Below are 20,349 nucleotides of genomic sequence, written 5' to 3'. Positions count from 1 at the left end.
GGCAAGGCCGGGCCCCGGCGGAGCGGCCCGAAGCGAAGCGGCCCGGGGCGCCACCCCGCCCCGGGCCGCCCGAAGGAAGGCCGCCGGAAATCTTGCGCCGCTCAGGCCGCCCGCAACGGGCTGTCTGCGCCCAGGGCGCGGTCCATCTCGCGGACCTTGGCCAGGGCCCGGGCCAGGATGCGCCGCACCTGGGTGAACTCGCCCGGCGCGTGGGTCGCGCTCAGGCGCGCCAGCCCGGCCAGGTCCATGATTTCGTTGTAGAGATAGGGCGTGTACAGCGGGTCCTGCTTGAGGAACATGAGCAATTGCTCCAGAGTCTGGCGGATGTCGTTCTGGCGGGTGCCCGCCTTGCCGTAGAGCCGCCCCAGGCGCTTTTGCACCGCGCGCAGGGACGACTGCCACTGCCCGGCCCGGGGCTTGAACACCGGCACCGGCCGGGGCCTGCCCGCGCGGTACAGGGCGGCCCGGAAGCGGTCCAGCGCCCCGGGCTCCGAGCGCAGCAGCCCCTGCGCGGCCACCTCGCCGGGCCCGACCACCGCCGCGCCCGCCAGGGGCAGGCCGCCGCCGTAGACGTTGTGGACCGGCATCTCCAGGCGGGCGATGTCCGCCTCCATGTCGCGCTGGGCGGAAATGTAGGACAGGGTGGAGATGATTTCCTCGCCGTGCAGGTTCTGCAGGCGCACGTGCCGCGCGGGGTCGAAGGCGCGCACGGGGCGCTGGGCGTGGTGCCCGGCGACGTGGGAGCGCTCGCCGGACCACGCGAAATCCTGGCCGACCAGGGTCACCCGCGCGGCGCCGCACCACGCCAGCAGGCGCAGCAGCGCCACGCTGACGTTGCCGCCCGCGTCCAGCACGGGCTCGCGGTCATGCATCAAAAACGTCGCCAGCCCGCCCAGGGTCCACATGGGGATGGCCGGGCCGGGGTAGCGTTCCACCACCTCGGGCAGCACCTTGGTGGAATAGATGAACGGGATGGTCGCGGCCCAGTCGCGGTCCAGGCGGTCGAAGACCTGGACGATGCCCGGGCTGTAGTCGATGGCCATGCACAGGTCGGGGGTGATGCCCAGGGCCTGGGCCGCGGGCAGGGTCTGCAACGCGGTGACCGTCAGCGCATCGGCGGCCAGGGGCGCAAGGCGCGGGCCCAGCGCCGCCAGGGACGGTCCGGCGCCGACCACCAGCCCGGCCACGCCCCGGGCCGCATCCTGCAACGGGCCGATGCTGCCCCGGGCGAACGCGGTGCGGAAGTTGCCGATCTCGTTGCCGACCATCACGTCCTGCATCCGGCGCAGGGTGTTCAGCTCAATGCTCACGTTTTCCATGGTCTTCTGGACCAGGGCGGCGGTGCGCGCGTATTCGGAGCCGAGCTGCTGGCTGGGCATGTCGGCCCGGAAGTGTACGGCGCCGTGGATGAAGCGCAGGTCCTGGCGGCCCAGGGCCCGCCAGATGCTCTCGGCGTCGGGCGCCACGAATTCCAGGCGCCCCTGGGCGATGAAGGGACGGTAGTCGGTCATGCCCAGGCACAGGGCCAGCATCTCCGGGCGCGGCTCGACCACGGCCACGGCGTGCAGCGGGGGATGCGTGGTCAGCACATGGTTCAGGCCGTAGCCCAGGTTGCAGCCGACGATGACCGTGGCCCCGCGCGCGGCGCGCGGGTTGGGCGCCAGGGTCCAGGATTTGTAGAACACCTTGGGCGGCACGGCGCCGAAGAGCGTGCCGCCGCCCGAAGGCAGGGGCAGGTCGCGCAGGCCGAAGGCGTTGACGCGCAGTTGCTTTTCCAGGGCGTTCAGGTCAAGATTCCGCCCGCCGAGCCAGGGCGCGGCGGACTGGCCGCGCCGGGTCATGGCTTCGAGGTTCGGTCGCAGGAATTGCAGCAGTTCCATGCCGTGCTCCGGGCTGTGGTGGTGCTTCGGCCCCGCCCGCCGGGGCGGGGTGCCGCCCGGGAAATTGCAAGGACCTTGCCACCCCGGGCCGGGCGGGCCCACCGCCGCGGGCCCCCGGGCAGACGGGGCTCCATCATTGCGGAATCCAAGGAAATCATCATGATCTACAAGAGCGTCCTTGAGTTGTCCGGCAACACCCCGCTGGTGGAGCTTTCGCGCATCGGGGCCGGGAACGGCGTCAGGATTTTGGCCAAGATCGAGTCCGGCAACCCCGGCGGCTCCATCAAGGACCGCGTGGCCCTGGCCATGATCCGCGCCGCCGAGGCCAGCGGCGAGCTGACCCCGGACAAGACCGTCATCGAGGCCACCAGCGGCAACACGGGCATCGGGCTGGCCATGGTCTGCGCCGTGCGCGGCTACCGCCTGAAGCTGCTCATGCCCGACACCGCCTCCCAGGAGCGCAGGCGCATCATGCGCGCCTACGGCGCCGAGATCGTGCTCACCGAGGGCCGCCTGGGCACCGACGGAGCCATTGAGGAGGCCTACCGCCTGGCCCGCGAGGAGCCGCAGCGCTACGTGCTCATGGACCAGTTCAACAACCCGGCGAGCATCCAGGCCCACTACGAGGGCACGGGCCGCGAAATCTGGGAGCAGACCGAAGGCCGGGTGACCCACGTGGTGGTCGCCCTGGGCACCTCGGGCACGGTCATGGGCTGCGTCAAGCGGCTCAAGGAGTACTCGCGCGAGGTCACCGTGGTGGCCGTGGAGCCCTATCCGCGCCACAAGATCCAGGGCCTGAAGAACATGCAGGAGTCCTACCCGCCGGGCATCTTCAACAAGCACCTGCTGGACCGCATCGTGCGCGTGGAGGACGAGGCGGCCTTCGCCATGTGCCGCAGGCTGGCCCGCGAGGAGGGTATCCTGGCGGGCATGAGCTCCGGGGCGGCCCTGGCGGGCGCGCTCCAGGTCGCCGCCGGGCTGGACGAGGGCCTCGTGGTGGTCATCATCCCCGACGGCGGCGAGCGCTATCTGTCCACGTCGCTGTACGCCCCGCCCGCCGAGCGCGGGCCGGGCCTGCGCTGCGTCCAGGGCGGGCAGGTGCGGCTGGCGCCCCAGGGCCGGGCCATGGGCCTGTACACCCCCGGTCCCAGCCTCGACCGCTGGGACGACCCCGAATTCTGGCGCCGCGTGGTGCTGCTCGACGTGCTGGCCCGGCGTTTGGCGGAGGACGGCGGCGAGGTCCGCCTGTCCGCCGGGCTGGCGGACATGGACGACCGGACCCTGGCCGGGGCCCGCGCCGCCGGGGTGCCCCGGGCGGCCTTTGCCGGGGCCGTGCGCGAGGCCATGCTCGCCCGCGCGGCGGGCCTCGGGCTGGCCGGGCGCGTGCACCTGCCCCTGGCCGGGGAGCGCGCGGCGGACTGCGCGGCCCTGGCCGAGCGCCTGCTCTCGCGCGGGCTGGCCTACGAGAAGCTGCGCAGCGTCTACTTCGACGTGCTGCGCGACCAGGACTACGGCCGCATGGGCCAGATGGACATGGAGCACCTGTCCCTGGGCAAGACCGTGGACCTGGCCGACTACGTGAAGGCCAACCCCCAGGATTTCACCCTGCTCAAGCGGGCCACCCTTCAGGACATCAAGGAAGGCGAATTCTGGCCCACGCGCTGGGGCAACGTGCGCCCGAGCTGGTTCATGCAGATGGCCGTGGCCGCCCTGGACGGCGGCGCCGGCCCGACGGTCTTCTGGGGCGGCGAGGCCCATCGTTTCCCGCATCTGGAAAACCTGCGGGCCATCTGGGCCAGCGGGGCCGAGTGCGCGCCTCGGGCCTGGGTGCTCTCCAAGCCCGTGGGCGGGCCCGAGAGCGGCGCCGAGGGCGGCATCGGCGCCGCGAGCCTGGGCGCGCTGCTGGAGGGCGGCATTCCGGCGGCGGCCCTGCGCCTGTGGCTGCTCTCCGCGAGCCACCACAAGCCCCTCGACTTTTCGCGGGCGACCCTGGACATGTGGACCCGCAACCAGCGCACGGTGCAGGACCTCGCCGCGCTGCTGGCGGCGCTGCCCGGGGGGGCGGCGGGCGAGCCCGGCCCGGCCGTGGCCCAGCTCTTGGTGGAGGTCAAGGGCGCCCTGCGCGAAGCCCTGGAGAACGATCTGGCGCTGTATTCCTTCTGGCCCGTGCTGCTGCGGTTCTGCCGCGAGGTCAAGAAACTGCTGGCCGCCGGGCGGCTGAGTGCCGCCGAGGCCGCCGCCTGCCGCGCGCGCCTGGACGAAATGGACGCCCGACTGGGCATCCTGGACCGCGCGGCCCTGCCCCTGGCCCCGGAGCGCTGGCCCGCCGAGGCGGCGGAGCTTGTGGCCCGGCGGCAGGCGGCCCGCGCCGCGCGCGATTACGCCGAGGCCGACGCCCTGCGCGCGGCCCTGGCCGCCCTGGGCTACACGGTGGAGGACGGCCCCGAGGGACCCCGGTTGCACGCCGCCCCCGGGGCCTGAGCCGCAGCCCGGATCCGGGTCGGGGGCGCCCGGGGCAGGCGGGATTCCGCCCCGCAGCGCGCCGCGCGGGAATTGCCTTGCGCGGCGCGGACGCGTATGGATGGCAGCGACACGCACCGCTACCGGGGGAGTCCCCTGGGGGTTCCATGGTCAAGAAAGCATCGCGCGATATCATCGGCGCCCACGGTCTGTCCGCCACCCTGCGGGCGCTGGAGGAGGCCTGCCTTGCCGGGGACCTCGGCCCGGAGGATTTCCTGCGCCGGGCCGACGAGGAGCTGGCGCGCCTGCGGACGCTGCTGGACGCCGGGCCCGCCCCGCTGGACGGGGCGGCCGGAGCGGCCGGAGCGGCCGAGGCGGTGACGGCGGAGGCCCCGGGTTGGCCCGATGTGCCCGATGCGCCCGCCATGGCGGGGCTGGAGGAGGACGCCGCGTCGCGGTACGTCGCCTCCGGGACCGAGGTCGTCCGGGCCCAGACCCGTGAGCTGGACAATTTCAAACAGCGGCTGGCCGAGGAACTGGCGGGCATCCGCACGGCATATGCCGAGGACCGCGTTCTGCCCGGGCCGCCGGACGACGGGTTCCCGCCCATCCCGGGCGACGACGCCTTTGCGGAGCCTGAAGGGCCCGATGCCCCCGTTGCTCCCGACACCCCCGGGCCGGACTTCACCCTGGAGCCCGAGTTCGCCCCCGAAGGCCCTGAGAGGGAATACATCCTGGTGCCCGAGCCGGACTATGAACCGGAGCAGGAGCAGGAGTTGGATTTCATCCTGGAGCCCCGCCCCGCCCCGCCGCGCCCGGCGCGGGAGCCGCAGGCCGCCCCGCTGCCCGGGCAGGGCGGAGAGCCCGGGCCCGAGGCGGATTTCACCCTGCGGCAACACGCGTGGTTCGCGGAGGAAGAGCTGCGGGAGACCGGGACCGCCGACGAGGACGCCCCTCTGGACCTGGGCCCGCCCGTGGCCGCGCCCGTTGCGCCCGTTGCGCCCGTTGCGCCCGTTGCGGCGGACGCGGCGGAAGCGCCGCCCCGCGCGACCCGCAGGCTGGGCATGCTCTATAGCGTGGATCTGCCCGAAACCCCGCCCCTGGGCCTCCGCCCGGGCCGCCCCGGCGCGTTGCGAAGCACCCCGCCGGACGGCGTGCCCGCCCTGGGTCGGCGGGAGGCCGCCGCGCCGGAAACGCCCCGGGCTCCGGTGTCTCCCCCCCCAAGCCTGCCGGAGACCTCCGCCGCCCCGGACGCCGGAGCCCCCCAGGGCATTCTGCGCGCCCTGCGCCACGCTGTGGCCGCTCCCACGGAACCGGACACGGATGCTTTCGTGGAGGACACGGAGGACATGGAAAGCATGGGGCCGGGGGCCAGCGTGCCGTTCCCGCGCCGGGGCGTCGTTTCGGTCGATGATTTTCCCGCGCCCGACGACTCCGGGGCCGAAGACACGGGCGTGCCCGACCTGCGCCGCGCGGCCCGGGCCCAGGCCGCGCCCTCCGCGCCCGCGCGGCTCGTCGCCCCCGGAGCAGGCGCGGTGCAGGCGCCCCGGGATTCCCGCCCCGCCGATCCCGCCGATCCCGCCCGCCCGCAGGCCGTTCCGGGCCGGTCGCGGGTGGTGGTTTCGGGCTGCGCGGCCTGGGAAACCACCGACAACGACATGGCCCTCAGCATGTTCGTGCCCGGCAGCCAGATGGATATGGCCCGGCCCGCCAGCACGGCGGACCAGATTCTGGGTGCCGTGGGCCGCAGCCCCGAGGGCGAGGCCGCCCGCCAGCGGCTGGCCCGGATGACCCGCGAGGATCGCCTGCCCCGCAAGAGCCCCGGCGGAGCGGCGGCCATTTCGCTGTTCATGGCCGGGGCCGGGCTGCTGTACACGGGCAACATGGCCCTGGGGGCGGTCCTGTCCCTGGTGCATGTGGCCTGCGCGGCGCTGGTTTTCCTGACCCAGAGCCCGCTGGCCGTGGGCGGCATGGGCGCGGCCAGCCTGCTGGGCGCATGGCTGGCCTGGCGCGAGGCCCGGGAGCAGAACGCCTGCGAGCTGGCCCGCCGGGAGGCGGAGCGCCAGGGCCCGACCCTGGGCGGCGCCCGCGAGACCTGCCTGTCCGGGCGCGACCTGCGCCTGTAGCCCGCTGCCCGGCCCATTGGGGCCTTTTCCGGGCCGCGCAACGCAAGGGCCCCGGGGGAGTCGTCTCCCCCGGGGCCCTCGGCGTCCGGCCCTTTGCCCGCCGCGCGGCCTACTGGCCGTAAGGCCGTTTCTTGGCCCGGGCCACGGCGTACTTGCGCGAGTCGATGCGGTACTTCTTCACCTTGTAGTTGACGATGCGGTAGCTGGCCTTGAGGTCGCGCGCGGCCTGGAGCATGTTGCCGCGCGACTTCTTGAGCGCGTCCACCAGCAGTTCCTGCTCGAAGCGGGCCACGGCCTCGCCGAAAGACAGGCTCGTGTCCGTGGCCGAGCTTTCGGCGGTTTGCAGGCTGGGCGGCAGGTGGTAGGTGCGGATGACCTCCTCGTCGCAGACCAGCACCGCGCGCTCCATGCAGTTGCCCAGCTCGCGGACGTTGCCGGGCCAGTGGTACTGGGCCAGCAGGTCGATGGCCGGGGTGGAGATGCGCTTGACGCTTTTGCCGTATTCCCCGGCGAAATGGTCCATGAAGTGCTCGGCCAGGGGCAGGATGTCCTGCCTGCGCTCGCGCAGGGGCGGGATGAAGATGGGGAAGACGTTGATGCGGTAGAACAGGTCCTCGCGGAAGGTGCCCTCTTCGAGCATCTTTTCCAGGGAGCGGTTGGTGGCGCAGATGAGCCGCACGTCCACGTGGATGACCTGCTCGCTGCCCAGGCGCTGGATTTCGCGCTCCTGTACGGCGCGCAGCACCTTGGCCTGGGCGTCCAGGGACAGTTCGCCGATTTCGTCCAGGAACAGCGTGCCGCCGTGGGCCAGCTCGAACATGCCCTTCTTGTTGGCCACGGCGCCGGTGAAGGCACCCTTCTGGTGGCCGAAGAGTTCGGACTCCACGAGGTCCGCCGGCAGGGCCGCGCAGTTGAGCTTGACCAGCGGCTTGCCCGTGCGCGGGCTGACGCTGTGGATGGCCTCGGCCAGCAGTTCCTTGCCCGTGCCCGATTCGCCGCGCAGCAGGACCGTGGCCCGGCTGGGGCCGACCTGGGACACCTGCTGGAGCACCATGCGCATGGCCTTGGAGGCGGCCACGATGTTCGGGTGGGCGTAGCCGTCGCCGCTGGCGCCGGGGGTCATGCCCTGGGCCAGCAGGTGGCGCTGCATGGCCATCTCTTCCTGGAGGGTGGCGGCTTCCTTGGCGACCATGGCCGCCACGACCTCCAGGAAGCGCAGGTCCGGGAGCAACTCCTCTTCGGGCCCGGCGGGCAGGTCCACGGACAGGGTGCCCAGGATCTCCTTGCCGCCCTCGGCCTCGTTCATCACCGGCACGCAGATGAACCCCAGGCGGGCCATCTCCTCCTTGGTGCGTCCGAAGGCCAGGTTGAGGAAGGATTCATGGTCCTTCATCACCGGCACCACCACGGGCTTGCCCGAGTCCATGACCTTGCCCGTCACGCCCTGGCCCGGGGTGTAGGACACCTGGGCGTATTTCTGCGAACCGTAGGTCACCGACAGGCGCATGGAGTTCGTCTCGGGGTCGAGAATGGTCAGCAGCGCCCGCTTGTAGCCGTGGCTTTCGCACAGGGTGCGCAGCAGGGCCTTCAGGCCCGTCTGCATGGCTCCCCTGGGGGCCATTTCCCGGATCACCTGTTTCAGGGTCGAGAAATAGCCGACCAGGGCGTCGGTGGGGATGGTGCGCGTCATGCTGGCTCCCGGTCCCGGCTATGCCGGGCGGACTTCCGCCACGCCGTATTCCACGGCCTTGAGGTTCATGTCCACGAGCTTGGGCTTCAGGGCCTTGCGCACCGAGGCCGCCAGGTCGGCGGGGGTCATGGGCACGGCCCCGGTGGCGCACAGGGCGCCGAGCAGGGCCAGGTTGCCGCATTGCAGGGCTCCGGCCTTCATGCCCAGGGTCTGGCAGGGCAGGAACACGCTGCGCCCGGCGCAGGCGTCCACCCGGGCGCGGATTTCGTCCAGCCCGGGGGCGGTTTCGCGGCCCATGGTCACGCCGATGGCCGGGATGGACTCGGAATTGCTGATCACCACGCCGCCCGGGGCGAGGTAGGGCAGGGCGCGCAGGGTTTCCAGGGGCTCGAAGCCGAGCAGGATGTCGGCCTCGCCCTTGGCGATGCGCGGGCTCTTGAACCCGCCGATGAGCAGGGTGGATTCCACCACGCCGCCGCGCTGGGCCATGCCGTGAACCTCCCCGGCGGTGACCGCGAGGCCCTTGTCCATGGCCGCCCGGGCGAGCATGATGGTTGCGGTGAGCGTTCCCTGGCCGCCGACGCCGGTCAGAAAGATGCGGACCTTGGGCATTACTCGCTCCTCTTGCGGGCCTTGATGTCCTTGCAGATTTGCAGGCAGAACATGCAGCCCGTGCACTGGTGTTCGTTGATGGTCACCTCGCCGCCCTCGGTGACGGCGAAGGCCGGGCAGGCCAGCGTCGTCAGGCACTGGCGCACGGCCTCGCCCTGCCGGGCCACGGTGGCCACCATGGGCATGGCCTTCTTCATGGTCCGCCGGGCGAAGAGCACGCAGGGCTCCTCGGCGATGATCACGCGCACGCCGGACTGGCCCTTCATCTCCTCGATGGCCGCCGCGGTGGCCTTGTAATTGTAGGGCGTGACCTTCTTGACGTTGCACACGCCGCAGCCGCGCACGATGGTTTCGATGTCCACCTGACAGGGGTTTTCGCCGTGGATGGTCAGCGACACGCCGGGGTGCGGCTGGTGGCCGGTCATGGCCGTGGTGCGGTTGTCCAGCACGACCACCAGGAGATCGTGACGGTTGAACACGGCGTTGATCAGCCCCGTGATGCCGGAGTGGAAGAAGGTCGAGTCGCCGATGAAGGCGACCACGGGCTTGGCCTGCGCCTTGGCGAAGCCGGACCCGGCGGACACCGACGAGCCCATGCAGATCAGGAAATCCGCAGCCGAAAGGGGCGGCAGGATGCCCAGGGTGTAGCAGCCGATGTCCGAGGAGTAGACGGCGTCGTCGCCGAAGGCCCGGCGCACGGCGTAGTACATGGCGCGGTGCGAACAGCCCGCGCAGAGGTTCGGCGGGCGCATGGGCAGGGGCCCGGGGGCCTCGCAGGTCTTCGCCGCCGCCGGGCGCTTGCCCAGCACGCGGTACATGGCCGCGCGGACCTCGGCGGTGGAGTATTCGCCCAGGCGGGTCAGGTCGGCGCCCTTGCCGTGCACGGCAAGGGTCGTCAGGCCCTTGTCGTGGGCCAGGGCGCGCACGGCCTGCTCCACCAGCGGTTCGCCCTCCTCGATCACGAGGACCTTGGTCAGCCCCTTGAGGAAGCGGGCCATCTTCTTGACGGGCAGGGGGTAGGTCAGGCCCAGGTCGAGCACCTTGAACTTCCCCTTGAAGGGCGCCTCGGCGAGCACGTCGGCCACGTAGGCCCGGGCCATGCCCGAGGCGATGATGCCGACCTCGCCGCGCCCGTGCACGGTGTTCCAGGGCGATTTTTCGACTTCCTCGGCGATCTCCTCCAGGGCCTTGAGCAGGGCCACGTGGCGCACGCGGGCCACGGCGGGGATGGGCACGAAGCGCATGGGGTTCTTCTTGAACTCGGGGCCGTGCTGGGCGCCGGGGCGGTCGCCGAAGACGACCGGACCGCGCACGTGGGCCGCGCGGGTGGTCGTGCGCAGCATCACGGGCTGGCCGAAGCGCCGCGACAGCGCGAAGGCGTCGCGGGTCATGTCCTTGGCTTCCTGCGCGGTGCAGGGCTCGAACACGGGCAGCCCGCCCAGGCGGGCGTAGATGCGGTTGTCCTGCTCGTTCTGGCTGGAATGGCAGCCGGGGTCGTCGGCGGAGAGCAGCACCAGCCCGCCCGGGGTGCCCACGTAGGTCATGGTCATCAGCGGGTCGGCGGCGACGTTGACGCCCACGTGCTTCATGGTCACCAGGGCCGGGGCTCCGGCCAGGGACGCGCCGCCCGCCACTTCCAGAGCCACCTTTTCGTTGGTGGAATACTCGAAGTGGAAGTCGCCGTCGGGCGCGATGCGGAAGAACGTGTCGGGCACCTCGGACGAGGGGGTGCCGGGATAGCAGGAAACGAAGGCCACACCGGCCTCCAGGGCGCCGCGCACGATGGCTTCGTTGCCCAGAAGCAGGTGTGTTTCGCCGCCCTTGGTGTCCAGCAGCGGATGGGCCATGATGTGTCTCTCCAGTCTTGCCGTGGTTGCGGGGGGCTAGGACGCGGGCTGCGCGGCCCGCAGGGCCTTGATCTTGGCGCTGACGAAGGCGGAGCTGCCGCCCTGGTTTTCGGCGAGCATGGCCTCCCAGGCGGCGATGGCCGCGGCCGCGTCGCCTGCCTGCTCGGCCTCGTAGGCCAGGCGTTCGAGCAGCAGCATCTGGTAGGCCTTGGGCAGGTTCTGGCGCATGCCCTGAAGCACGGCCAGAGCCTCGGCGTGTTTGCCCGCGCGGGACAACTCGGCGGCCTGGCCGAAGCCCGGCACGGAGCCCAGGTCCGTGGCGTTCACGCGGGCCCAGACGGCGGCGGCCTCCTCGTGGCGCCCGGCGGCGGAAAGGCTGGCGGCCAGCTCCAGGCTGGCGGCGGTGCGCAGGCTCTCGGGGGCGGCGGCGGCGAAGGCGGCCAGGGCCTCGGCGCGCTTGGCGGGGTCGGCCTCGGCCAGCAGGGCGGCCATCTCGGCGCGGCTCTGGGCCAGACGCGAGGCGGACACGGCCCGGTAGGCGGCCAGGGAGCCCACCAGCAGCAGCAGCACGGCCACCACGCCGACGATGAGCTTGATGTGCGAGACGATCCACTGCAACGCGGGGTGCAGGGACTCTTCCACCTCGGCGCCCAGGGTGTCCAGCGGGGATTGCGGTTGGGCGGCGGTTTTCTCGGTCATTGCCAGGACGACCTCCATGACGGATAAGTTGACTTCGGGCGGAGTTTCCGCAACAAAAAACGGGCCCCCACCGGGGGCTCCCCTCATGTACTCATGCTTTACAGAAATGTCAAAAGAACTTTTGCCCCGCGAAAGGCTGGTGGCGGGCTCTTCATTTCTGTAAAAGCCCTGTTTTCATGCACGAGAAACGCGCGGCGCACAAGCCCCCCGGCGCCGCAGGAGGACGCATGGACATCCACAAGGAAATGACGGCCCTGGGCCAGCGGGCCAAGGCCGCCGCGCGAGTCATGGCCCGCGCCGACACGCGCGCCAAGGACGCCGCCTTGCTGGCCCTGGCCGGGCTGCTGGAGACCGAGGGCGCGGCCATCGCCGCCGCCAACGCCCGCGACCTGGAAGCCGCCGAGGCCGCCGGGATGGACGCCCCGCGTCTGGACCGGCTGCGCCTGACGGACAAGGTCGTGGCCGCCATGGCCCAGGCCTGCCGTGAAATCGCCGCCCAGAACGACCCCGTGGGCGGCGTCGATTCCATGTGGCGCCGCCCCAACGGGCTGCTCGTGGGCCGCATGCGCATCCCCCTGGGCGTCATCGCCATGATCTACGAGTCGCGGCCCAACGTCACCGTGGATTCCGGCGCCCTGTGCCTCAAGGCGGGCAATGCGGTCATCCTGCGCGGGGGCAGCGAGGCCTTCCACTCCAACCAGTGCCTTGCCGGGCTGGTCCATCGCGCCCTGGCCGGGGCGGGCCTGCCCGAAGACGCCGTGCAGCTCGTGCCGACCACCGACCGCGCCGCCGTGTCGGCCATGCTCAAGCTCGACCGGTACATCGACGTGATCATCCCGCGCGGCGGCGAGGGGCTCATCCGCGCCGTGGTGGCCGAGGCGACCATGCCCGTGCTCAAGCATTACAAGGGCGTGTGCCACGCCTACGTGGACGCCGGGGCGGACCTGGAGCAGGCCCTGGAGGTCGTGTTCAACGCCAAGGTCCAGCGCCCGGGCGTGTGCAACGCCCTGGAGGGGCTGCTCGTGCACGCCGACGAGGCGGCGGCCTTCCTGCCCCTGGTGGCCGCGCGCCTGGGCGCGGCCGGGGTGGAGTTCCGGGCTTGCCCCCGGGCCCTGCCGCTGCTGGGCGCCACGGCCCGCCCCGCCGGGCCGGACGACTTCGGCCAGGAGTTCCACGCCCTGATCCTGGCCGTGCGCGTGGTGGATTCCATGGCCCAGGCCCTGGACCACATCGCCGCCCACGGCTCCAACCACACCGAGATCATCCTGACCCGCGACCACGGCCGGGCCATGCGCTTCCTGCGCGAGGCCGACGCCTCCATGGTCGCGGTCAACGCCTCGTCGCGCTTCAACGACGGCGGCGAACTGGGCCTGGGCGCGGAGATCGGCATCAGCACCTCCAAGCTGCATTCCTACGGGCCCATGGGCGCCACGGAGCTGACCAGCACCAAATTCGTGGTCTTCGGCGACGGACAGGTGCGCGGCTAGATGGGCGCGGCGGCGCAGGCGGCCCCCGGCGCGGGCGCGGCTCCGGGCCGGGGCGTGGGCATCCTGGGCGGATGCTTCAACCCCGTGCACAACGGGCACCTGCGTCTGGCCATCGAGGTCCGCGAGCAGCTTGACCTTGCGCGCGTGGAACTGATGCCCGCCCACGTGCCGCCGCACAAGCCCGGGGAGGGCATGCTGCCCTTCGCCCTGCGCGCGGCCCTGGCCGAGGCCGCCGTGGCGGGCGTGCCGGGGCTGGCGGTGTCGCGCCTGGAGGCCGAACGGCCCGGGCCGTCGTATACCGTGGACACCCTGGCGGCCCTGCGCGCGGCGCGGCCCGGGGTGCGGCCCTGGTTCATCCTCGGCGCGGCCGATCTGGCGGACCTGCCGGGCTGGCACCGCTGGCGGGAGATTCCCGCCTTGTGCGACCTGGCCGTGGCCGGGCGCGGCGAGGCCGGGCCCGAGGCCATGGCCGCCTTCGTGGCCGCGCACTGGCCCGGGGCCGGGCCCGACGCCGCCGGGGGCTGGCTGCTGCCCGGGGGCGGGCGCCTGCGCCCCGTGGCCCTGCAACGGCTGGACATCAGCGCCTCGGACGTGCGCGCGCGCTGGCTGGCCGGGCGCAGCCTGGCCGGGCTGGTGCCCGCCGCCGTGGAGCGCGCCCTGGCCCAGGCCGCGGGCGTCGTGCGCGCGGCCTGGGCCTGAGCCGCCCGGCGCGGGCCGACGCCGAAAACCCCAGGGCCCGGGTTCCGGGCCAGGAGGCCGACACCGTGTTCGATACTCCCGCCAAGAAGATCCGCGAGGACATCGCCCGGGCCAGGGCCGCCCTGGGCAAGGGCGAGTTGCCGCGCTCCCTGGCCCACCTGCTGGACGCCGTGCGCGCCTTTACCGCCGCGCGGATTCTCGGGCGCGAGAAGGCCGAGGTCCAGGCGTATCTCCAGGAATACCTGCGCGAACTGAACCGCCACCCGGCGGTGAAGAGCCATTTCACGGCCAGGAACGTCCACGTCACGCCGTATGTGAAGTACAGGAACGGGGCCGAGGCCGAGCTGGCCCGGGCCCTGGCCGGGCTGCTGGAAGAACTGGAGCACCGGGACCGCCAGGACGAGCGCCGCGCCGACGAGCGGCGCGCCCGGCGCAAGGAGGACCTGCTGGCCGCGGCCCAGGCCGCCCTGGACTCCGGGGAACTGCCCAAGGCCAAGGCCCTGCTGCGCCGCGTGGCCGAGGAATACGGCCAGGAGCCGGGCGTGCTGGCCGACTGCGGCCAACGCCTGCTGCGGGCCGGGCTGTTTCTCGACGCCGGGGAACTGCTGGAGCGGGCCGTGGCCCAGGTCCCGCGCGATAGCCGCGCCCTGGCCTGGGCCGTGCAGGCCTACAGCGATGCCCGCGAGTTCTCCAAGGTCGAGGCCCTGTACCGTCAGGCCCTGCAAACTTTCGGCAACCATCCGCGCACCCTGCTGCACATGGCGCGCATGTACATGGAATGGCGCAAGTTCGACGACGCCTACGACTGCGCGCGCAAGGCCCTGGAGGCCGACCCGGCCCTGGACGAGGCCCGGGCGATCATGGATCAGGCGGGCGGGCATATTTTCACCCGCTGAGGGCGCCGCTCCGGCGTGCCGCCCGGGCCGTCGGTTCCGCCACTGTTATCGGCGCCCCTCGCCCGATTCCCTTCCTTCACCCGGCCCCGCAAACGCAAGCACCCCCCCGCGGCCATGGCCGTAGGGGGGTGGGAATGGACGATCGGGGCCCGCATCGGGCCCCGGGCTTCCGGATCGGGCGCCTGCCGGGGTTAGGCCTGGGCGCCTTCCTCGGCTTTGCCCTTCTTGAAGGTGATCAGCGGGCAGTTCTTGCAGATGTCGCCGCCGGGGAAGGGTTCGCCCAGGCGGGTGATGGAGGCGCCGCCCTTCTCGGCCACGCGCTCTTCCAGGCGCTTGACCACGCCGGGCAGTTGCGCGCCGGGGATGGAGACGTTGATCTCGCCGCGCTCGGTCTTGCCGGAGTTGTAGCTGCCGCTGCACGCCAGATACAGGTTGGCCTGGTTGGCGTTGTAGGCGAACACGTTGCCGCCGCAGGCCGCCGAGTTCATGGTCACGTTCGGGCGCAGGGGATGCACGTCGTTGGCGGCCATCCAGTCGTCCAGGATGTGGTAGGCCTGCATGTTGTCGCAGTAGAAGTGCACGACATCGGGCACGAAGGTGCTCTTGCCCAGCGGGGTGACGGCCACGGCCAGCAGGCGGCCCTCCTCCAGGCGCGGTTTGCTCTTCACGAACTTCTCGGCCTGCTCCATGCTGGTCACGTACTTGCGGTGGCTCTTGACCTCGCCCTCGTCCAGGGGTTTCCAGCCGAAGACGAACTTGGCGTTGGTGCAGCCCAGGCGGTCGGGCTCCATGAGCACGGAGAGGCCCTCCATGCGCGCGCCGATCTCGGCCTGGCAGAAGGTCAGGGGCTTCACGGGCAGATAGTAGTCCGCCTCGGCCTTGAAGCGCTCCAGCTCGGCCTCGTCGAAAAAGAACTTCACGGCGATGGGGTAGTGCATCAGCCTGAGTTCGTTCATCAGAACGGATTGCATGTGCGCGTTTTGGGACTGGGACATGGATATGCCTCCTCGCGTGATTGGACAGCGACGGGACGAGACGCGGTCCGATGATGTGTGTTGCTTCCCTTTCGCCCGTGAGCGTGCCGCCGCCCCGGCGCGGGTGTTCCTGCCCCCCGCGCGGGTGTGCCGCACAAGAGCCGTGTATGCCCTGGGCAGCGCGTTGTCATCGGTTTGCCAGAACTTGTTATTTTTATAACAAGTACCTGTTTTTATTATGCTCTTTGTAGCAGAAAAGAAGGGCCCCGGACGACTCCGGGGCCTTTTTTCGGCGCTTGCGGGCCGCGTGCGGGGGCGCGCGGCTAGCGGGTCAGGCGGCGGTACTTCATGCGGTGGGGCTGGTCGGCCTCCTTGCCCAGGCGGCGCTTGCGGTCTTCCTCGTAGTCCGAGTAGTTGCCGTCGAACCAGACCACCTGGCTGTCGCCCTCGAAGGCCAGCATGTGCGTGGCGATGCGGTCCAGGAACCAGCGGTCGTGGCTGATGACCAGGGCGCAGCCGCCGAAGTTGAGCAGGGCTTCTTCCAGGGCGCGCATGGTGTTCACGTCCAGGTCGTTGGTCGGTTCGTCGAGCAGCAGGACGTTGCCGCCCTCCTTGAGCATCCTCGCCAGATGCACGCGGTTGCGCTCGCCGCCGGAGAGCACGCCGACCTTCTTCTGCTGGTCCGCGCCGGTGAGGTTGAAGCGCCCGATGTAGGCCCGGGCGTTGACTTCGCGCCCGCCCAGGTCGATGAGGTCGCGCCCGTCGGCGATGACCTCGAAGACGGTCTTGTCCGCCTCCAGGGCGTCGCGGCTCTGGTCCACGTAGGCCAGCTTGACGCTTTCGCCGAGCCTCACGCCGCCCGCGTCGGGCTGCTCCTGGCCGGTGATCATGCGGAACAGGGTCGTCTTGCCCGCGCCGTTGCCGCCGATGATGCCCACGATGGCGCCGGGGGGTACGGCCAGGGTCAGGCCGTCCATGAGCAGGCGCTCGCCGAAGCTCTTGGTCACGCCGTCCAGCTCGATGACGCTCTTGCCCAGGCGCGGCCCGGCGGGGATGTAGATTTCCAGGTCCTTGGCCAGCTTCTGGCGCTCCTGGGAAACCAGTTCGTCATAGCGGGAGACGCGCGCCTTGCTCTTGGCGTGGCGGCCCTTGGGCGCGGTGCGGATCCACTCCAGTTCCTTTTGCAGAGTCTTGCGGCGCTGGTCCTCGCTTTTTTCCTCGTTGGCCAGGCGCTTTTCCTTCTGCTCCAGCCAGGAGGTGTAGTTGCCCTTCCAGGGGATGCCCCGGCCGCGGTCCAGCTCCAGAATCCACCCGGCCACGTTGTCCAGGAAGTAGCGGTCGTGGGTCACGGCGATGACCGTGCCGGGGTAGCGTTGCAGGTGCTGCTCCAGCCAGGCCACGGACTCGGCGTCCAGGTGGTTGGTGGGTTCGTCCAGGAGCAGGATGTCCGGCGCGCGCAAAAGCAGGCGGCACAGGGCCACGCGGCGGCGCTCGCCGCCGGAGACGACGCCGACCGGCGTGTCCGGCGGGGGGCAGCGCAGGGCGTCCATGGCCTGCTCCAGGCGGGAGTCCAGGTCCCACGCGCCGCAGGCGTCGAGCTTGTCCTGCACGGCGGCCTGCTTGTCCAGCAGCTTCTGCATCTGGTCGTCGTCCATGGGCTCGGCGAAGCGGGCGTTGATGGCTTCGAACTCGGCCAGCAGGTCCACGATTTCCTGCACGCCCTCGCGCACGACCTCGATGACGGTCTTGTCCTCGTTCACCAGCGGCTCCTGCTCCAGGTAGCCGATGGTGTAGCCGGGGGCGATGTCGGTCTTGCCCTCGAAGTCCCTGTCCACTCCGGCCAGGATTTTGAGCAGGGAGCTTTTGCCCGAGCCGTTCAGGCCGAGCACGCCGATCTTGGCGCCGTAGAAGTAGGACAGGGAAATGTCCTTGAGCACGGGCCGCTGCTGGTGGTGCTTGCTGACCCGGTACATGGAATAGATGATCTTGTCAGGTGCGTCGCTCATGGTCTCATGCCTCGCCCGGGGGGCGGGTTCTGGTTTGCGGTATATTCTATATGGTGGCGGGCGGCGCGCCCGCGAGGCCCTTATACCTGAGGGCCGGGCACAGTCAATGCCGGGGGCGCCGCCGGGGAAACGCGGCGGGAGGGATGCGTTGCCGGGGCGCGGGGCTAGAAGAAGGGCAGGGCGCCGTGGTCGGCCAGAATCTTGACCCCGATGCCCACCAGGACCACCCCGCCAAGGACTTCGGCCAATTGGCCGAGGCGCCGGGCGCGGGCCATGGTCCGCCCCAGGCGCATGCCCAGGGCCGTGAAGCCCAGGGCCACCGCGCCGATGACCAGGGCCGGCCACCAGACCGGGATGCCCAGCACGGACAGGGACAGGCCCACGGCCAGGGCGTCGATGCTCGTGGCCACCGAGAGCATGACCAGGGTCATGCCCCGGGTGGGGTCGCAGGTCGGGCGGCCGTCCTCGTGGTCGCGCAGGGCCTCGGCGACCATCTTGGCCCCGATGTAGGCCAGCAGCGCAAAGGCCACCCAGTGGGCCCAGGCCTCCACCCAGGGGCGCACCGTGGCGCCCAGCAGCCAGCCGGTGATGGGCATCAACGCCTGAAACAGCCCGAAGTGCCACGCCAGGCGCAGGGTCTGGCGCAGGGTCGCGCAGCGCAGGGCCACCCCGGTGGCGATGGCCACGGCAAAGGCGTCCATGGCCAGGGCGATGGCGGTGAGCAGGAGTTCCAGGGCTTGCATGGCGGCGGCGCGGTCCGGGTTGAGGATGGGCGGGAAGGTGGTTCTAGCCGCCGGGGAGCGCCTTGTCCACCCCGGGAGGGAGAAGGAAATACCCCGTTTCGTGTTTCGCCTTCCCTTGGCCCGGCAAAGTTGCTACCGTCAGGCTAGGATTCCAGCCAGACCGCAACCAGGGCCCCGGCCAGGCGGCCAGGGTGGCCGCTCCTCGCGTGGCCCGTAATTCCCCCAGGAGGACAACCATGACCAGGAAGGGCAAGACGCTCACGGGCGCCTTCGGCAGGCCCGTGGCCAATGATTTGAACTCCAAGACCGCCGGTGCCAAGGGCCCGGTGCTGATGCAGGACGTACACCTGCTGGAGAAGCTCGCGCACTTCGACCGCGAGCGCATCCCCGAGCGCGTGGTCCACGCCAAAGGGGCCGGTGCCTACGGCTACTTCGAGGTCACCGCCGACGTGACGCCCTACACCCGGGCCGCGTTCCTTTCGCAGATCGGCAAGCGCACCGCGGTCTTCGCGCGCTTTTCCACCGTGGGCGGCGAAAAGGGCTCCGCCGACGCCGAGCGCGACCCGCGCGGCTTCGCCGTGAAGTTCTACACCGAGGAAGGCAACTACGACATGGTGGGCAACAACACCCCCGTGTTCTTCATCCGCGACCCGCTCAAGTTTCCGGACTTCATCCACACCCAGAAGCGCAATCCCGGCACGAACCTCAAGGACCCCGACATGTTCTGGGACTTCCTGTCCCTGACGCCGGAGTCCATCCATCAGGTGACCATCCTGTTCTCCGACCGGGGCACCCCGGCCACCTACCGGCACATGAACGGCTATTCCAGCCACGCCTACCGCTGGTACAACGCCAGGGGCGAGACCTTCTGGGTGCAGTACCACTTCAAGACCGACCAGGGCATCCGCAACCTGACCGGGCCCGAGGCCCACGCCATGTGCGGCACCGATCCCGACCACGCCACCCGCGACCTGCACGCGGCCATCGAGCGCGGGGACTATCCGTCCTGGACCCTGGAAATGCAGATCCTGACCCCCGAACAGGCCCGCGACCTGCGCTGGGACGTGTTCGACATCACCAAGGTCTGGCCCCACGCCGAGGTGCCGCCCATGACCGTGGGCAAGCTGGTGCTCGACCGCAACCCCGTGAACTACTTCGCCGAGGTCGAGCAGGCGGCCTTCAACCCCAGCAACTTCGTGCCCGGCATCGGCCCCTCGCCGGACAAGATGCTCCAGGGCCGCCTGTTCTCGTACCACGACACCCACCTGCACCGCCTGGGCGCCAACTATCACCTCATTCCCGTGAACGCGCCCAAGGCCGCGCCCGAGGCCAGCTACCAGCGCGACGGCTTCATGCGCACCGACGACGGCGGCGGCGCGGGCCCCAACTACTGGCCCAACAGCTTCGGTGCCCCGGGGCCGGACCCGTCCGTGGCCGAGCCGCCCCTGCCCCTCGAAGGTCCGGCGGCGCGCCATGCCTACGAGCTGACGGACGACGACTTCGCCCAGGCGGGCACGTTGTACTCCAAGGTCATGACCGACGCGGACCGCGCCGGTCTCGTGGCCAATATCGTCGGGCACCTGGGCGGCGCCCGGCGGCGCATCCAGTTGCGCCAGGCCGCCCTGTTCCTCAAGGCCCATGAGGACTACGGCACCCGCGTGGCCCAGGGCCTGGGCCTGGACCTGGATCAGGTCCGCCGTCTGGCGGCCATGACTCAGGAGGAGCGCGTGGCCGCCACGGCCTCCTGACCCCAGCCCCGGCGGGCGCCGCGGCGCCGCCCGGGCATCGTAAACCATCACCGGACACCATGCGGGCCGGGCTCCGGAGGGAGCCCGGCCTTTTTGCGCCCGGCGGCGGAAACGGAAGGGGCGGGGAGGGCGGCGCCTTGGCCCGGCGTGGCGCTTTTCGCGCATGCGGTTGGTCCCGGGCCGCGGCCCGCGCCTCTCCCTTGCACGCCCGCGGTTCGCTTCGGAAGCGTCGCGGTCGCCGTGCGTCCTCTGCCGCAAGGCTTTTCGGGCACGATCCGGATGCGCGGATGTCTGCCGCTCCGGGGGCGGGACGCCTGAGCGGTCCCCTCCGGTGACATTGTGCGGCGCGCCGGGATGCTTTTGGCGCCCGATGCGCAGCCGCGCCTTGGGGGCGGGCCCGCAGGGTGTGCCTTGACAGCCCGTAAAACAGGAATCCGTCCTCCGTCCTTCCGGTGCGCGGGGTGGTCTGGCTGTTTGTTTCC

At 71.2% G+C, this 20,349-nt stretch carries 14 protein-coding genes; 6 read left to right on the top strand and 8 right to left on the bottom strand.

Annotation, left to right across the window (positions count from 1 at the left end):
• Window positions 1-101 precede the first annotated feature (101 nt).
• The gene (locus ACZ5KV_RS03720) at window positions 102-1,880 is read right to left on the bottom strand and encodes a motility associated factor glycosyltransferase family protein (protein WP_464241000.1); all 1,779 of its coding nucleotides are present in this window, start codon (window positions 1,878-1,880) and stop codon (window positions 102-104) included.
• Window positions 1,881-2,039: 159 nt separating this feature from the next.
• Between ACZ5KV_RS03720 and ACZ5KV_RS03715 the strand changes: the two genes are divergently transcribed.
• Window positions 2,040-4,361, top strand: coding sequence for a cysteine synthase (locus ACZ5KV_RS03715; protein WP_464240999.1), 2,322 nt, complete (start codon window positions 2,040-2,042; stop codon window positions 4,359-4,361).
• Between the two features lie 146 nt (window positions 4,362-4,507).
• A complete protein-coding gene (locus ACZ5KV_RS03710) occupies window positions 4,508-6,466 on the top strand; it encodes a hypothetical protein (RefSeq protein ID WP_464240998.1) in 1,959 nt (652 codons plus the stop codon).
• Window positions 6,467-6,575: 109 nt separating this feature from the next.
• On the opposite strand, the gene ACZ5KV_RS03705 is transcribed toward ACZ5KV_RS03710, so the two are convergent.
• From ACZ5KV_RS03705 to ACZ5KV_RS03690, 4 genes are read right to left on the bottom strand one after another with little or no spacing between them, the layout of a single operon-like run.
• The gene (locus tag ACZ5KV_RS03705) at window positions 6,576-8,156 is read right to left on the bottom strand and encodes a sigma-54-dependent Fis family transcriptional regulator (RefSeq protein ID WP_464240997.1); all 1,581 of its coding nucleotides are present in this window, start codon (window positions 8,154-8,156) and stop codon (window positions 6,576-6,578) included.
• A gap of 18 nt (window positions 8,157-8,174) precedes the next feature.
• Window positions 8,175-8,768: an indolepyruvate oxidoreductase subunit beta gene (locus ACZ5KV_RS03700; protein ID WP_464240996.1), complete on the bottom strand. Its 594-nt coding sequence runs from the start codon at window positions 8,766-8,768 to the stop codon at window positions 8,175-8,177.
• Window positions 8,768-10,615, bottom strand: coding sequence for an indolepyruvate ferredoxin oxidoreductase subunit alpha (gene iorA / locus ACZ5KV_RS03695; protein WP_464240995.1), 1,848 nt, complete (start codon window positions 10,613-10,615; stop codon window positions 8,768-8,770). Before iorA ends, ACZ5KV_RS03700 begins: the two co-directional genes overlap by 1 nt.
• A gap of 36 nt (window positions 10,616-10,651) precedes the next feature.
• A complete protein-coding gene (locus ACZ5KV_RS03690; protein ID WP_464240994.1) occupies window positions 10,652-11,314 on the bottom strand; it encodes a hypothetical protein in 663 nt (220 codons plus the stop codon).
• Window positions 11,315-11,541: 227 nt separating this feature from the next.
• Here ACZ5KV_RS03690 and ACZ5KV_RS03685 point away from each other — a divergent pair, with 227 nt between their 5' ends.
• From ACZ5KV_RS03685 to ACZ5KV_RS03675, 3 genes are all read left to right on the top strand, one after another.
• Window positions 11,542-12,801 (top strand): glutamate-5-semialdehyde dehydrogenase, encoded by a 1,260-nt coding sequence (locus ACZ5KV_RS03685; protein WP_464240993.1) that lies wholly within the window; start codon window positions 11,542-11,544, stop codon window positions 12,799-12,801.
• Entirely contained in the window at window positions 12,802-13,500 is a 699-nt protein-coding gene (nadD, locus tag ACZ5KV_RS03680; protein WP_464240992.1) for a nicotinate (nicotinamide) nucleotide adenylyltransferase, read from the top strand.
• Between the two features lie 65 nt (window positions 13,501-13,565).
• A complete protein-coding gene (locus tag ACZ5KV_RS03675) occupies window positions 13,566-14,396 on the top strand; it encodes a hypothetical protein (RefSeq protein WP_464240991.1) in 831 nt (276 codons plus the stop codon).
• 191 nt (window positions 14,397-14,587) lie between these two features.
• Here the strand turns inward: ACZ5KV_RS03675 and ACZ5KV_RS03670 are convergent, their stop codons facing one another.
• The 3 genes from ACZ5KV_RS03670 to ACZ5KV_RS03660 form a co-directional block, all read right to left on the bottom strand.
• On the bottom strand, window positions 14,588-15,391 hold the full coding sequence (locus ACZ5KV_RS03670; protein ID WP_464240990.1) for a DUF169 domain-containing protein: 804 nt from the start codon (window positions 15,389-15,391) through the stop codon (window positions 14,588-14,590).
• Window positions 15,392-15,693: 302 nt separating this feature from the next.
• Window positions 15,694-17,376: an energy-dependent translational throttle protein EttA gene (gene ettA, locus ACZ5KV_RS03665; RefSeq protein ID WP_464240989.1), complete on the bottom strand. Its 1,683-nt coding sequence runs from the start codon at window positions 17,374-17,376 to the stop codon at window positions 15,694-15,696.
• Window positions 17,377-17,540: 164 nt separating this feature from the next.
• On the bottom strand, window positions 17,541-18,119 hold the full coding sequence (locus ACZ5KV_RS03660; protein WP_464240988.1) for a manganese efflux pump MntP: 579 nt from the start codon (window positions 18,117-18,119) through the stop codon (window positions 17,541-17,543).
• Between the two features lie 236 nt (window positions 18,120-18,355).
• On the opposite strand from ACZ5KV_RS03660, the gene ACZ5KV_RS03655 reads away from it, so the two are divergent.
• Entirely contained in the window at window positions 18,356-19,867 is a 1,512-nt protein-coding gene (locus tag ACZ5KV_RS03655) for a catalase (protein ID WP_464240987.1), read from the top strand.
• The last annotated feature ends 482 nt before the right edge of the window (window positions 19,868-20,349 follow it).

The sequence above is a fragment of the Desulfocurvus thunnarius genome, from assembly GCF_055390965.1.
The sequence above is the reverse complement of the archived record's forward strand: the minus strand, read 5'-3'. Positions and strand labels throughout refer to the sequence as shown.

What these genes read in the sequence shown, in the direction of transcription:
- ACZ5KV_RS03670 (WP_464240990.1), bottom strand. Translation starts at nt 15,391, where the DNA reads ATGTCCCAGTCCCAAAACGCGCACATGCAATCCGTTCTGATGAACGAA.
- ACZ5KV_RS03685 (WP_464240993.1), top strand. Translation starts at nt 11,542, where the DNA reads ATGGACATCCACAAGGAAATGACGGCCCTGGGCCAGCGGGCCAAGGCC.
- ACZ5KV_RS03710 (WP_464240998.1), top strand. Translation starts at nt 4,508, where the DNA reads ATGGTCAAGAAAGCATCGCGCGATATCATCGGCGCCCACGGTCTGTCC.
- ACZ5KV_RS03700 (WP_464240996.1), bottom strand. Translation starts at nt 8,768, where the DNA reads ATGCCCAAGGTCCGCATCTTTCTGACCGGCGTCGGCGGCCAGGGAACG.
- ACZ5KV_RS03705 (WP_464240997.1), bottom strand. Translation starts at nt 8,156, where the DNA reads ATGACGCGCACCATCCCCACCGACGCCCTGGTCGGCTATTTCTCGACC.
- nadD (WP_464240992.1), top strand. Translation starts at nt 12,802, where the DNA reads ATGGGCGCGGCGGCGCAGGCGGCCCCCGGCGCGGGCGCGGCTCCGGGC.
- ACZ5KV_RS03660 (WP_464240988.1), bottom strand. Translation starts at nt 18,119, where the DNA reads ATGCAAGCCCTGGAACTCCTGCTCACCGCCATCGCCCTGGCCATGGAC.
- ACZ5KV_RS03655 (WP_464240987.1), top strand. Translation starts at nt 18,356, where the DNA reads ATGACCAGGAAGGGCAAGACGCTCACGGGCGCCTTCGGCAGGCCCGTG.
- ettA (WP_464240989.1), bottom strand. Translation starts at nt 17,376, where the DNA reads ATGAGCGACGCACCTGACAAGATCATCTATTCCATGTACCGGGTCAGC.
- iorA (WP_464240995.1), bottom strand. Translation starts at nt 10,615, where the DNA reads ATGGCCCATCCGCTGCTGGACACCAAGGGCGGCGAAACACACCTGCTT.
- ACZ5KV_RS03690 (WP_464240994.1), bottom strand. Translation starts at nt 11,314, where the DNA reads ATGACCGAGAAAACCGCCGCCCAACCGCAATCCCCGCTGGACACCCTG.
- ACZ5KV_RS03720 (WP_464241000.1), bottom strand. Translation starts at nt 1,880, where the DNA reads ATGGAACTGCTGCAATTCCTGCGACCGAACCTCGAAGCCATGACCCGG.
- ACZ5KV_RS03715 (WP_464240999.1), top strand. Translation starts at nt 2,040, where the DNA reads ATGATCTACAAGAGCGTCCTTGAGTTGTCCGGCAACACCCCGCTGGTG.